The organism is Pseudomonas fragi, from assembly GCF_002269505.1.
GTDB classification, from domain to species: Bacteria; Pseudomonadota; Gammaproteobacteria; order Pseudomonadales; family Pseudomonadaceae; genus Aquipseudomonas; species Aquipseudomonas fragi_D.
Genome location: NZ_NQKQ01000011.1, coordinates 80,171 through 92,560, shown reverse-complemented (window position 1 = coordinate 92,560; position 12,390 = coordinate 80,171). Strand labels below are relative to the sequence as shown.

Below are 12,390 nucleotides of genomic sequence, written 5' to 3'. Positions count from 1 at the left end.
GTGTAATGCAAGTCGAGTGCTCGGCGTGTAGTGAACGACAGGATGTTGCCGTTTTAACTCAGACGTTTCGCTAACCAGAGAGCGATATCGCGAATTTCCTCTGGTAACACTTCATGGCCCATCGGGTATTCCTGCCATGTAACCGACACACCTGCGGCCTTCAAGCGTTCATAAGCCGTACGACCCATAGCGTTTTGAACTACATCATCGTACTGCCCATGCAGACACAAGGCCGGGATTCGCTGCTGGCTGGCCGACAATGGCAAGGATTCGTTGAATGTTGGTGCATAGGTCGAAAGGGCAATAACGCCACCCAGTGGTCCCTGCCATTTCAAATAAGCGCTGTGGAAAACCACGGCGCCGCCTTGCGAAAACCCGGCCAGAAAAATCCGGTTGGCGTCGATACCGCTCTGGCGCTGAGCTTCGATCAAACCAATGACCATGTCGGCCGACTCTTCGAGCTCTTCTTCGCTGATCGAGCGGGCCGGGCTCATGGCTTTGATGTCATACCAGCTGGGCATGGCATAACCGCCATTGATGGTCACGGCGCGGGTCGGAGCCTGCGGCAATACAAAGCGGGTGGTCAGTAACGACTGTTGCAGGATCTCGGCCACCGGCATGAAGTCATAACGGTCGGCACCCAGACCGTGGAGCCAGATAACACAGGCGTCTGCGGTTTTTTGCGGCTGGATGATCAGAGGTTGGGTCATGGCTGCTCCATCGTTGTGCATGTGCGCAAAGCGGGTGCGCTACAAGTGTGCTTGATCGACTAAAAGTTACAGATTATGTCGCGTGCTTGAACGTTTTTTCCTGCATTTCCTACTGAACTTACTTAAGCCGCAGGAGTGGTACGCGCTTTGCTATGTGGACAGGGACGTGAATGCGCCCCCCTTGGGCGGTAACACTAACAGGGGGGGCTGCAAAAATCCCGAGGTTGAAGTTAGACAAGGAATTCAACAGCTCAAGTGAGCGCTTCAGTTTGACGGTTCGTGCGATGTACCCATCGCTCAAGGCTTATGCCGCTTGACCCAATAAAAAGCCAACATGGGTCAACAGTGCCTCACAAGGGGGCGGCGGGCCTTGTTCAAACACAATAAGCAGCACTGGAGGTTTGAATGAAGCAGTTGAAATCCACCCTGGCTTTGGCCACAGCAGCCATCGTGTTACTCAGTGCCAGTGGTTTTGCCCACGCAGGCGCGACTCTGGACGGCGTTAAAAAGAAAGGCTTTGTGCAATGTGGCGTGAGTGACGGTTTGCCGGGTTTTTCGGTGCCAGATGCCACTGGCAAGATTCAGGGTATTGATGCAGACATTTGCCGTGCAGTGGCCGCCGCCGTATTTGGCGATGCCACCAAGGTCAAGTTCAGCCAGTTGAACGCCAAGGAGCGTTTCACCGCGCTGCAATCTGGCGAAGTCGATGTGCTGTCGCGCAATACCACCTGGACCAGCTCCCGTGATGCGGGCATGGGCATGGTGTTTGCGGGCGTGACCTATTACGACGGCATTGGCTTTCTGGTCAACAACAAGCTGGGCGTAAAAAGTGCCAAAGAGCTGGATGGTGCAACCATCTGCATCCAGGCCGGTACGACCACTGAGTTGAACGTATCGGATTACTTCCGCGGCAATAATCTGAAGTACACCCCGATCACCTTCGATACTTCCGACGAAAGCGCCAAATCGCTGGAAAGCGGCCGCTGCGATGTGTTGACCTCCGACAAGTCGCAGTTGTACGCACAGCGCAGCAAGCTGGCCAACCCGAGCGAATACGTCGTATTGCCTGAGACCATTTCCAAGGAGCCCCTGGGCCCGGTGGTGCGCAAGGGTGACGAAGACTGGTTCAGCATTGTGAAGTGGACCCTGTTTGCCATGCTCAATGCTGAAGAAGCAGGCATCACCTCGAAAAACGTGCTGGCTGAAGCCAAATCAACCAAAAACCCGGATGTAGCCCGCTTGCTGGGTGCTGACGGCGAATACGGCAAAGACCTGAAACTGCCAAAAGACTGGGTGGTGCAGATTGTCAGCCAGGTGGGTAACTACGGTGAAGTCTTCGAGAAAAACCTCGGTAAAAGCACGCCTCTGGCCATCGACCGCGGGCTGAACGCTCTGTGGAATAACGGCGGCATTCAATACGCACCCCCTGTGCGCTGATAGCCCTTTCACCCGGCAGGCCAACTGCCGGGTGATGTTGTCTGATCCATTGTTAGGGGCACTTCATGCAAATTAAAGTCGGCGCACCCAAGCCCAGGCTCAGCCTCGGCGATCCACGTGTGCGTGCGTGGTTATTTCAGCTCGTCACCGTCGCGCTGGTGGTCTTCATGGGCTGGTATCTGTTCAACAATACCCAGACCAACCTGCAACATCGCGGTATCACTTCGGGTTTTGACTTTCTGGAGCGCAGTGCCGGGTTTGGCATTGCGCAGCATTTGATTGATTACACCGAGTCCGACAGTTATGCCCGGGTCTTTGTGATCGGGTTGCTCAATACCTTGCTGGTGTCCGTGATCGGCATCGTTCTGGCAACAATTCTGGGCTTTATCGTTGGCGTGGCGCGCCTGTCTTCGAACTGGATGATCAGCAAGCTGGCAACGGTGTATGTCGAGATCTTTCGCAATATTCCGCCATTGCTGCAAATCCTGTTCTGGTACTTCGCGGTCTTCCTGACAATGCCGGGGCCACGCAACAGCCATAACTTTGCCAACACTTTCTATATGAGCAGCCGTGGCTTGAACATGCCGGCCGCAGTAGGCACCGATGCTTTCTGGCCGTTTGTGGCCAGTGTGGTATTGGCGATAGTGGCGGTGGTGCTGATGGTCCGTCGGGCCAACAAGCGCTTTGAAGACACCGGCGAGCCATTTCACAAGTTCTGGGTCGGGCTGTTCCTGCTGCTGGCGATTCCGGGCCTGTGCGTGTTGCTGTTCGGTACCCCGGTGCACTGGGAAATGCCGCAGCTCAAGGGCTTCAACTTTGTCGGTGGCTGGGTGCTGATCCCGGAACTGCTGGCGCTGACCATTGCGTTGACGGTGTACACCGCGGCCTTTATTGCCGAGATCGTACGGTCGGGGATCAAGTCGGTCAGCCACGGCCAGACAGAAGCCGCCCGTTCGCTGGGCCTGCGTCCCGGGCCGACGTTGCGCAAGGTGATCATCCCGCAAGCGCTGCGGGTGATCATTCCGCCTTTGACCAGCCAATACCTGAACCTGGTGAAAAACTCGTCGCTGGCGGCGGGCATCGGTTATCCGGAAATGGTTTCACTGTTTGCCGGCACCGTACTCAACCAGACCGGGCAAGCGATTGAAGTCATTGCCATCACCATGAGCGTGTACCTGGCCATCAGCATCAGCATTTCGCTGCTGATGAATTGGTACAACACGCGTATTGCGCTGATCGAACGATGAGGACGGGACTATGACGACTCATGTTTTCAAACCCGACATGCCGCCGCCGGGCAACCGCATCGGTATTGTCGCCTGGGCGCGGGCCAACCTGTTTTCCAGCTGGCTCAACACTCTGCTAACCCTGTTTGCCTTTTACCTGGTCTGGCTGATCGTGCCGCCGCTGCTGAGCTGGACGATTTTCGATGCCAACTGGGTGGGGAGCACACAGGCTGATTGCACCAAAGAGGGCGCCTGCTGGGTGTTTATCCAGCAGCGTTTTGGCCAGTTCATGTATGGCTATTACCCGACCGGACTGCGCTGGCGTGTTGACCTGACAGTGTGGCTCGCCGTGTTGGGCGCCGCGCCGTTGTTTATCTCGCGCTTCAAGCACAAGGCAATCTGGGGACTGGGCTTTTTGGTGGTCTACCCGATTCTGGCATTCACCTTGTTGCATGGCGGCTACTGGGGCCTGAGCAACGTGGCCACGAGCCAGTGGGGCGGCTTGATGCTGACCCTGGTCATTGCCACGGTGGGCATTGCCGGTGCTTTGCCATTGGGGATCATGCTGGCGCTGGGACGACGCTCGGATATGCCGGCCATTCGCGTGGTGTGCGTGACCTTTATCGAGTTCTGGCGCGGTGTTCCGCTGATTACCGTGCTGTTCATGTCCTCGGTAATGCTGCCGCTGTTTTTGCCCGAGGGCATGAACTTCGACAAATTACTGCGGGCCTTGATCGGCGTGATTCTGTTCCAGTCGGCGTATGTAGCTGAAGTGGTGCGCGGCGGTCTGCAAGCCATTCCCAAGGGGCAGTACGAGGCGGCTGCCGCGATGGGCCTGGGCTACTGGCGCAGCATGGGCCTGGTGATTTTGCCGCAAGCCCTGAAGCTGGTTATCCCCGGCATCGTCAACACCTTTATTGCACTGTTCAAGGACACCAGCCTGGTGATCATCATCGGTCTGTTCGACCTGCTCAACAGCGTCAAGCAAGCGGCCGCCGACCCGAAATGGCTGGGCATGGCCACTGAAGGCTATGTGTTTGCAGCGTTGGTGTTCTGGATTTTCTGTTTTGGTATGTCCCGCTACTCCATGCATCTGGAGCACAAGCTGGACACTGGCCACAAGCGTTAGGTAGGAGTGCGACATGAGTGAAGCAATCAAACAACCTGCAAGCCCTGAAGGCATTATTCAGATGCAGGGCGTCAACAAGTGGTACGGCCAGTTTCACGTGCTCAAGGACATCAACCTTAACGTCCAGCCGGGCGAACGCATTGTTTTGTGCGGGCCTTCGGGCTCGGGCAAATCGACGACCATCCGCTGCCTCAATCGCCTCGAAGAGCACCAGCAGGGGCGCATCGTGGTTGACGGTGTAGAGCTGACCAACGATATCAAGCAGATCGAGACGGTGCGGCGTGAAGTGGGCATGGTGTTCCAGCACTTCAACTTGTTTCCGCACCTGACCATCCTGCAGAACTGCACGCTGGCGCCGATGTGGGTGCGCAAGATGCCCCGGCGTCAGGCCGAAGAAATTGCCATGCATTATCTGGAGCGTGTACGGATTCCGGAGCAGGCGCACAAGTTTCCGGGGCAGTTGTCGGGTGGCCAGCAGCAGCGTGTAGCGATTGCCCGGGCGTTGTGCATGAAGCCGAAAATCATGCTGTTCGATGAACCGACTTCAGCACTTGACCCGGAGATGGTCAAAGAGGTTTTGGACACCATGATCGGTCTGGCTGAAGACGGCATGACCATGCTCTGCGTAACCCACGAAATGGGTTTTGCACGCACTGTGGCCAACCGGGTGATCTTTATGGACAAGGGTGAAATCGTCGAAGAGGCCGCGCCGAATGACTTCTTTGACAACCCGCAAAATGACCGCACCAAACTGTTCCTGAATCAGATTTTGCATTGATTCAGCAAAGCCTGTAGAGCTGCCGAAGGCTGCGAATAGAGGTCAGTTTTCGCGCTGCTGTTGCTTTTGCACCAGCAGCGCATTGATGTCTGCACACTCGTTGATGGCCTGTAACTCGCGCACCAGTTCGGGGTGACGGTCAAGCAAACGCATCAACACAAACAAGGGTTTTGGTGGCTCTACCTCGGCCCGCTCATAACGGCTGAAAGCATTGTGGCCGCCCCCCGATAACAACTGCACGGCACTTTTTTGGGTGAAGTGAAGTTTGCGGCGAATCCGTTTCATCTCGTCTGCCATCACCCGCTTGGCATCTTCGATCAGTTCGTCACCGGCCCGGGCATAACGCTCTGCGCTGGGGGCATCGAATTCGATCTCTGCGCATTCGGTACATTCCCGCCCGGCCAGGTCAGGCACCATACGGTTCAATTGTTTGAAACTCACATTGAAGCTGCGGCCCCTGAACGCTTGCATTGCATTGGCGGCCCCGCAGCTGTAACAGTCATTTTTGCTCATAAGTCTTTCTCCTTGAAAGCTATGACCGGCGGCCCTCCGCTGGGGCGATAGGTCACCTTGATATAGATGGCCAAACCGTAGGCCTGTGCGTGATATACGTCCTGCCAGACCTTGTGGTCAGCGTGGGTCGACATCGATTTGTACAGCTCCCTGCGTTCCAGCGAGGCAATGACACGCTGCATTTGCGCCAGGGTCAGGCCCATTGTCCGTCCGCCATCCAGTGCGCTTTTGGTGAACGCTACCGCGCCAAGCCGCTGTACATCGGCTTGAATGCACTGGAGGTTGTAGTGAGGTGTTTTCTTTTCCATAAGAGGTCGCCTCGATATGATTTAAACTACCCTCAAAGGGTTTTTTGTTCAATGATTAATAAGTGTTTTTTGGGGGCTTTAAATCTGTAGTTGATTGCCTGCATGGATGGGTCTGGATAACATGTCGGAAAATTCATCCTATGATTGGATGAAATGGTGAATTCAATGACAGATGCTTCTCCCATCATCAAACGTTCGTTGGTCGACCAGGCCCTTGAGCAGCTGCGTGCGCGAATAAACAACGGTACCTGGGAGGTCGGGCAGCGTTTACCAACCGAGCCCGAGCTGGCTACGCAACTGAACATCAGCCGCAACACTGTGCGTGAAGCCATGCGCGTGCTGGCATTTGCCGGGCTGATCGAAATTCGCCAGGGCGATGGCAGTTACCTGCGGGGTCGTGTCGACCCGATGGACACGCTGCGAGCGTTGTCATCCTGTTCTCTGGAGCAGGGGCGGGAGATGCGCCACATCATTGAGGTCGAAGCCGTTGGCCTGGCCGCCTTGCGCCGCACGGCCGAAGACTTGCGCTTGCTGCATCAGGCGCTCGATGCCAGTGGCGAGCATTATCACGGTGAACTCGATACCTATATTTGCTGCGACCTGGTGTTTCACCAGCGGCTGATCGATGCCGCCCACAACCCGGCCTTGAGCGAGCTGTACCGCTACACCGCCAGCGTTGTGACCAATCATTTGCGCAAGACCATGGACGTCCACCCGCGTCGTCAAGTGGTGTTTGACCTGCACGTCGAGTTACTGGAAGCCGTAGAACAACAAAACCCGCAACGGGCCATGGCGCTGTGCCGGACGTTGATCAATGAACCTTGAGCCGGAGCGCGCCATGAGCCACCCCTCGTCAATTGCCAATGCCAGCGTCGAGCCTGTGCATCATCTCGATGAGCTGGAAGAGTTGCTGATCGACGCCCAAGCAGATGACGAGCACGTGCAGCACACACCACCCGTGGTGTTGCGCCCGTGGCTGCTGCTGTTGGGGCTGGTGCTGGTGGCGTTGAACTTGCGGCCTGCATTGTCGAGCATGGCGCCGTTGCTGGGTGAGGTCTCGGACCGGCTGGGCCTGTCGGCAGCGCAGGCCGGGCTGCTGACCACTTTGCCGGTGCTGTGCCTGGGGTTGTTCGCACCGCTGGCACCAATCCTTGCGCGGCGTTTTGGTACAGAGCGGGTGGTGCTGGGGATTTTGCTGACGCTGGGCGGCGGTATTGTTCTGCGCAGTTGCCTGGGGGAGGTGGGGCTGTTCGCCGGGAGCATTCTGGCGGGGGCCAGTATTGGCGTTATCGGTGTGTTGTTGCCGGGCATCATCAAACGTGACTTCGCCGGGCATGCAGGAACCATGACCGGGGTGTACACCATGGCCTTGTGCCTGGGAGCGGCGCTGGCAGCGGGGGCCACGGTGCCACTTAGCGAGTCACTGGGGCAGAGCTGGGCAATGGGGCTGGGCTTTTGGGCCTTGCCTGCACTGCTAGCGGTGGTTTTCTGGCTGCCACAAGTGGGCAAGCGCCAGGGCGCGCACAACGTTGCTTACCGCGTGCGTGGCTTGTTGCGTGACCCGCTGGCCTGGCAAGTGACGCTCTATATGGGGCTGCAGTCATCGTTGTCCTACATCGTCTTTGGCTGGTTGCCTTCAATCCTGATTGGTCGTGGCCTGACGCCGACTCAGGCGGGGCTGGTGATGTCGGGCTCGGTGATCGTGCAATTGATCACCGCGCTGACAGCACCGTGGCTGGCCACGCGAGGTAAAGACCAGCGGCTGGCAATCGTGCTGGTCATGGGCATGACCCTGGCCGGGCTGTTTGGCTGTCTTTATGCACCCATCGACGGCTTGTGGGGCTGGGCGATCGTGCTGGGTCTGGGACAGGGCGGTACATTCAGCCTGGCCTTGACCATGATCGTGCTGCGCTCTCGCGATGCTCATGTGGCCGCCAACCTGTCGGGCATGGCCCAAGGCATTGGTTACACCGTGGCATCGATGGGGCCTCTGGCTGTGGGCGTGGTGCATGAAGTGACGGGTGGCTGGAATGCAGTGGGCTGGATTTTTGCCGTTATCGGCCTGGGCGCCATCGTCGCCGGGCTTGGCGCGGGCCGTTCACTGTATGTGAATGTACAGAGCGAGAAAGTCTGAGGCCCATAGTGTTTCTGTTCGTGGCAGATTATCGTGCTCTGATTCCACACCCGCACGGACCCTGCCATGAGCCAAGACCACCACGCATTGATCACTCGTTTCTACCAGGCCTTCCAGCGGCTTGATGCCCAGGCCATGGCTGACTGCTACACCGCCGATGTGGTGTTCAGCGACCCGGTGTTTGGTGAACTGCGGGGCCACAACGCTGCAGACATGTGGCGCATGCTGACCTCGCGGGCCAAGGATTTCAGCCTCACTTTCGATCAGGTTCAGGCCGACAGCCAGCGCGGCAGCGCGCACTGGGTGGCGACCTATGTGTTTGGGCAGACCGGCGCCACGGTGGTCAATGATATCCAGGCGCGCTTTGTGTTTCGTGACGGCAAAATTTGCGAGCATCACGATCACTTCGATCTGTGGCGCTGGTCGCGTCAGGCATTGGGCATCAAGGGTTTATTGCTGGGGTGGACGCCGCTGGTGCAAAACGCCATTCGGGCGCAGGCCAAAAAAGGGCTCAAGGCCTTTCAGGGCAGCCGCTGAAAGTGAGTGAAAAACCCTGGTTTGTGTACCTTGTGCGGGCCGCCAATGGTTCTTTGTATTGCGGTATCAGCGATGACCCGGTGCGCCGTTTTGCCAAGCATCAAACGGGCAGGGGCGCGCGTTTTTTTGCTTCAAGCCCGGCAGTGGCGCTGGTGTATGTCGAGTCCTGGCCGGACAAGGGTGAAGCCCTGCGCCAGGAGCGGCTGATCAAGAAGCTCAGGAAGAGCGCCAAGGAATGCCTGGTGCAGAGCCAGGCTGGAGATTTTTTGCCCTCAGCCCAACCCTCTCCCTTTGGGAGAGGGCTAGGGTGAGGGGCTCTTGAGCTCTACTTCAACGCCGCCAATATCGCGTCGGGCTTGAAGTCGCGAAGCAGCGTGCCGTTGACGTCCAGTATCGGAATCCCGCGACCGCCCAGCGCTTCATAGGCCTGCCGGGCGGCAGGGTCCTTCTCGATATCGAATTCCTTGAACGGAATGCCTTTCTGGTCCAGAAACCGCCGGGTGGCCTTGCAGTAGCCGCACCATTCGGTGGAGTACAGCACCACCCGGGCGCTGGCCCGGGTTTGCTCGGGCACGGCATCCGAGGGGTTGAGCACACGCTCGATCTTGCCCCAGTTCTGAAAGATGACCACCACCACCAGAACAAACAGGACTTTCTTCAAGATCCCGTTGAGCATTACTTGCTGCGCTTGAGCTGGTCGAGCAATTGGGTCGGCAGGCCCTTGATCACCAGCGTGCCGGCTTCTTCGTCAAACTCGACCTTGGAGCCCAGCAGGTGCGCCTCAAAGCTGATAGACAGCCCCTCAGCGCGTCCTGTGAAGCGACGGAACTGGTTCAGGGTACGTTTGTCGGCAGGAATTTCGGGGGACAGGCCGTAGTCCTTGTTGCGGATATGGTCGTAGAAGGCTTTGGGGCGTTCTTCGTCGATCAGCTCGGACAATTCGACCAGACCCATCGGTTCGCCGATTTTGGCCTGGCTGCTGGCGTAATCGACCAGGGTCTTGGTTTTTTCGCGGGCGGACTCTTCCGGCAGGTCTTCGCTTTCTACGAAGTCACTGAAGGCCTTGAGCAGGGTGCGGGTTTCGCCCGGGCCATCGACCCCTTCCTGGCAACCGATAAAGTCGCGGAAGTACTCCGAGACCTTCTTGCCGTTTTTGCCTTTGATAAACGAAATATATTGCTTGGACTGCTTGTTGTTCTGCCACTCGGAAATGTTGATCCGTGCGGCCAGGTGCAGTTGGCCAAGGTCCAGATGGCGCGAAGGCGTCACGTCCAGTTCCTGGGTCACGGCAACGCCGTCGCTGTGGTGCAGCAGGGCGATGGCCAGGTAGTCGGTCATGCCTTGCTGGTAATGGGCGAACAGCACGTGGCCACCAACGGAGAGGTTGGACTCTTCCATCAGTTTTTGCAGATGCTCGACGGCTACGCGGCTGAACGCCGTGAAGTCTTTACCGCCATCGAGGTATTCCTTGAGCCAGCCGCTGAACGGATGCGCGCCGGACTCGGCATGGAAAAATCCCCAGGCTTTGCCTTGCTTGGCGTTATAGCTTTCGTTGAGGTCAGCGAGCATGTTCTCGATGGCTTGAGACCCGGCCAGTTCAGAGTCACGTGCGTGGAGAACTGCGGGCGTACCGTCGGGTTTTTTGTCAATCAAGTGGACGATGCAATGACGGATCGGCATGGGCTTCTCGGTGTGTAATGAGAGGGCAGGGTGCACACCCCGCAAAGGCGCCAAGTGTACCGCACCTGAGCCTCGGGTCGGGGTTTGGGGGGCTTGAGGGCGCCCTGGACGGTTTTTTTACCGTTTTAAGGCCATAAAGCTGACCAAAAGCCCAGGTAGAGGCGGATATTTAACCGTCTCTGTGCTAGTTTTGCCCGGTCTTGCGCTCGGAAACGGCGTAAAGCGTGCATTCAGCATGTGTCAGGTCGAACCAAACCCCGTTTTAGCTATCTACATCCGCGATTCGTCGTGAAAGCTGGCGGGTGTGCCAGACCCTTGAGATCTGGCTCGATGGCTGACATTGCACTCTGCAAACCAAATGAATTTGATAGGGAAGGAACATCTCAATGGCTATTACTAAAGACCAACTGATCGCTGATATCGCTGAAGCTATCGACGCGCCGAAAACTACCGCGCGTAACGCTCTGGACCAACTGGCCCAGATCGTTGCTGATCAATTGGAAAATGGCGGCGAAATCACTCTGCCAGGTATTGGCAAACTGAAAGTGACCGAGCGTCCTGCCCGTACTGGCCGTAACCCTTCGACTGGCGCAGCCATCGAAATCGCAGCCAAAAAAGTTATCAAGCTCGTTGTGGCCAAAGGCCTGACTGACGCTGTTAACAAGTAAGACTGCTGTAAAAAAGCCGCGCTTCGGATCACTCCGAAGCGCGGCTTTTTTATGCCCGAAAAACGTGTAGTCGCTGTCGAGGTACGAGGCTGCGATGGGCTGCGAAGCGGCCCCGCTTTCTCAGGGCCCCTCAGCTCTTATCGCAGCCTTCGGCAGCGACTACAGGATTGCGCGGGGCTTACTTCCAGTTCTTTTCGCGCCACAGCTGTTGCTGCTCTTTGTCATGGAATGTCCAGGCGACAAAGCGGCTTTGCTTGTTGCCCTGGGACATGTCGACCACCTGGCTTTCGCGCACGCCGGCTTTTTTCAGTGCCGTCTGGATCGCCGGCAAGTTGGACGCTTTGGACACCAGCACGCTGAACCACAGCACCTGACGGCCCACCTGCACGCTTTCACGAATCAGTTGGGTCACAAAGCGCTGCTCGCCACCTTCGCACCACAATTCAGCAGCTTGACCGCCAAAGTTCAGTACAGGCAGTTTGCGCTTGGGATCAGCCTTGCCCAGTGCACGCCATTTACGCTCGCTGCCACGCGTTGCTTCATCGATGGAGGCATGAAAGGGCGGGTTGCACATGCTCAGGTCAAAACGCTCGGTGCTGTCCAGCACGTCCAGCAAGATCTTCTTCGGATCGGGTTGCAGGCGCAGGCTGATGGCTTTGTTCAAGCCGTTGGACTGCACGATCGCCTTGGCCGCTTTAACGGCAGTAGGGTCAACTTCGGTGCCCAGGAACTGCCAGCGGTATTCGCTGTGACCAATCAGAGGGTAAACACAGTTTGCACCCATGCCGATGTCCAGCACGCGCACGCTCGGGCCACGCGGGATGACACCATCGTTCATGGTTGCCAGCAGGTCGGCCAGAAAGTGCACGTAGTCAGCGCGACCTGGCACAGGCGGGCACAGGTAGTCAGCCGGAATGTCCCAGTGGGCAATACCGTAGAACGCTTTGAGCAGGGCGCGGTTGAACACGCGCACGGCATCCGGGTTGGCGAAGTCGATGCTCTCTTTGCCGTACGGGTTGATGATCACAAACTCGGCCAGCTCCGGGCACACCGAAATCAGCTGCGGGAAGTCGTAGCGGCCCTGGTGGCGGTTGCGCGGGTGCAGGCTGGGCTTGACGCGCGGCTCGACCGGTTTGGCATCGCTGGCAGCCTTGGGCTTGTGGCGTGTGGCTTTGGAAGTGCGGGGGGTAGTCATGTTCAATTCATTCCACAAAAGCAATCGCGGGCAAGCCCGCTCCTGCAGAGTTCAAACCCTGCGGGAGCGGCCTTG

The 12,390-nt window shown here is 57.6% G+C and carries 15 protein-coding genes; 9 read left to right on the top strand and 6 right to left on the bottom strand.

What is annotated here, in order from left to right; genetic code table 11:
* Positions 1–53 precede the first annotated feature (53 nt).
* A complete protein-coding gene (locus CJU81_RS12075) occupies positions 54–710 on the bottom strand; it encodes an alpha/beta hydrolase (RefSeq protein WP_095036793.1) in 657 nt (218 codons plus the stop codon).
* Between the two features lie 405 nt (positions 711–1,115).
* Here CJU81_RS12075 and CJU81_RS12065 point away from each other — a divergent pair, with 405 nt between their 5' ends.
* From CJU81_RS12065 to CJU81_RS12050, 4 genes are all read left to right on the top strand, one after another.
* A complete protein-coding gene (locus CJU81_RS12065) occupies positions 1,116–2,147 on the top strand; it encodes an amino acid ABC transporter substrate-binding protein (protein ID WP_095036792.1) in 1,032 nt (343 codons plus the stop codon).
* A gap of 65 nt (positions 2,148–2,212) precedes the next feature.
* Complete coding sequence (locus tag CJU81_RS12060; RefSeq protein ID WP_095028930.1) at positions 2,213–3,394, top strand: amino acid ABC transporter permease; 1,182 nt, start codon at positions 2,213–2,215, stop codon at positions 3,392–3,394.
* A 10-nt stretch (positions 3,395–3,404) separates the two neighbouring features.
* Entirely contained in the window at positions 3,405–4,502 is a 1,098-nt protein-coding gene (locus CJU81_RS12055) for an amino acid ABC transporter permease (protein ID WP_095036791.1), read from the top strand.
* A 13-nt stretch (positions 4,503–4,515) separates the two neighbouring features.
* Positions 4,516–5,280, top strand: a complete 765-nt coding sequence (locus CJU81_RS12050; protein WP_095036790.1) for an amino acid ABC transporter ATP-binding protein — start codon at positions 4,516–4,518, stop codon at positions 5,278–5,280.
* 42 nt (positions 5,281–5,322) lie between these two features.
* Here CJU81_RS12050 and CJU81_RS12045 read toward each other — a convergent pair whose 3' ends face one another.
* Both CJU81_RS12045 and CJU81_RS12040 read right to left on the bottom strand, forming a co-directional pair.
* Positions 5,323–5,793: a type II toxin-antitoxin system MqsA family antitoxin gene (locus CJU81_RS12045; protein WP_095036789.1), complete on the bottom strand. Its 471-nt coding sequence runs from the start codon at positions 5,791–5,793 to the stop codon at positions 5,323–5,325.
* Complete coding sequence (locus tag CJU81_RS12040) at positions 5,790–6,101, bottom strand: type II toxin-antitoxin system MqsR family toxin (RefSeq protein WP_095036788.1); 312 nt, start codon at positions 6,099–6,101, stop codon at positions 5,790–5,792. Before CJU81_RS12040 ends, CJU81_RS12045 begins: the two co-directional genes overlap by 4 nt.
* A 165-nt stretch (positions 6,102–6,266) precedes the next feature.
* Between CJU81_RS12040 and CJU81_RS12035 the strand changes: the two genes are divergently transcribed.
* From CJU81_RS12035 to CJU81_RS12020, 4 genes are all read left to right on the top strand, one after another.
* Positions 6,267–6,926, top strand: coding sequence for a FadR/GntR family transcriptional regulator (locus tag CJU81_RS12035; protein WP_095036787.1), 660 nt, complete (start codon positions 6,267–6,269; stop codon positions 6,924–6,926).
* Positions 6,916–8,235 (top strand): MFS transporter, encoded by a 1,320-nt coding sequence (locus CJU81_RS12030; protein ID WP_095036786.1) that lies wholly within the window; start codon positions 6,916–6,918, stop codon positions 8,233–8,235. Before CJU81_RS12035 ends, CJU81_RS12030 begins: the two co-directional genes overlap by 11 nt.
* A gap of 66 nt (positions 8,236–8,301) precedes the next feature.
* Entirely contained in the window at positions 8,302–8,772 is a 471-nt protein-coding gene (locus tag CJU81_RS12025; protein ID WP_095036785.1) for a nuclear transport factor 2 family protein, read from the top strand.
* Entirely contained in the window at positions 8,769–9,083 is a 315-nt protein-coding gene (locus tag CJU81_RS12020) for a GIY-YIG nuclease family protein (RefSeq protein WP_095036858.1), read from the top strand. Before CJU81_RS12025 ends, CJU81_RS12020 begins: the two co-directional genes overlap by 4 nt.
* 14 nt (positions 9,084–9,097) lie before the next feature.
* Here the strand turns inward: CJU81_RS12020 and CJU81_RS12015 are convergent, their stop codons facing one another.
* Together CJU81_RS12015 and yejK are read right to left on the bottom strand one after the other, a co-directional pair.
* Positions 9,098–9,448 carry a glutaredoxin family protein gene (locus tag CJU81_RS12015; protein ID WP_095028922.1) on the bottom strand — a complete coding sequence of 117 codons (351 nt, stop codon included), beginning with the start codon at positions 9,446–9,448 and terminating at the stop codon, positions 9,098–9,100.
* Entirely contained in the window at positions 9,448–10,452 is a 1,005-nt protein-coding gene (yejK, locus tag CJU81_RS12010; protein WP_095036784.1) for a nucleoid-associated protein YejK, read from the bottom strand. Before yejK ends, CJU81_RS12015 begins: the two co-directional genes overlap by 1 nt.
* Positions 10,453–10,838: 386 nt before the next feature.
* On the opposite strand from yejK, the gene CJU81_RS12005 reads away from it, so the two are divergent.
* The gene (locus CJU81_RS12005) at positions 10,839–11,120 is read left to right on the top strand and encodes an HU family DNA-binding protein (RefSeq protein ID WP_003440137.1); all 282 of its coding nucleotides are present in this window, start codon (positions 10,839–10,841) and stop codon (positions 11,118–11,120) included.
* A gap of 178 nt (positions 11,121–11,298) precedes the next feature.
* Here the strand turns inward: CJU81_RS12005 and rlmF are convergent, their stop codons facing one another.
* The gene (gene rlmF, locus CJU81_RS12000; protein ID WP_095036783.1) at positions 11,299–12,315 is read right to left on the bottom strand and encodes a 23S rRNA (adenine(1618)-N(6))-methyltransferase RlmF; all 1,017 of its coding nucleotides are present in this window, start codon (positions 12,313–12,315) and stop codon (positions 11,299–11,301) included.
* Between the last annotated feature and the right edge of the window lie 75 nt (positions 12,316–12,390).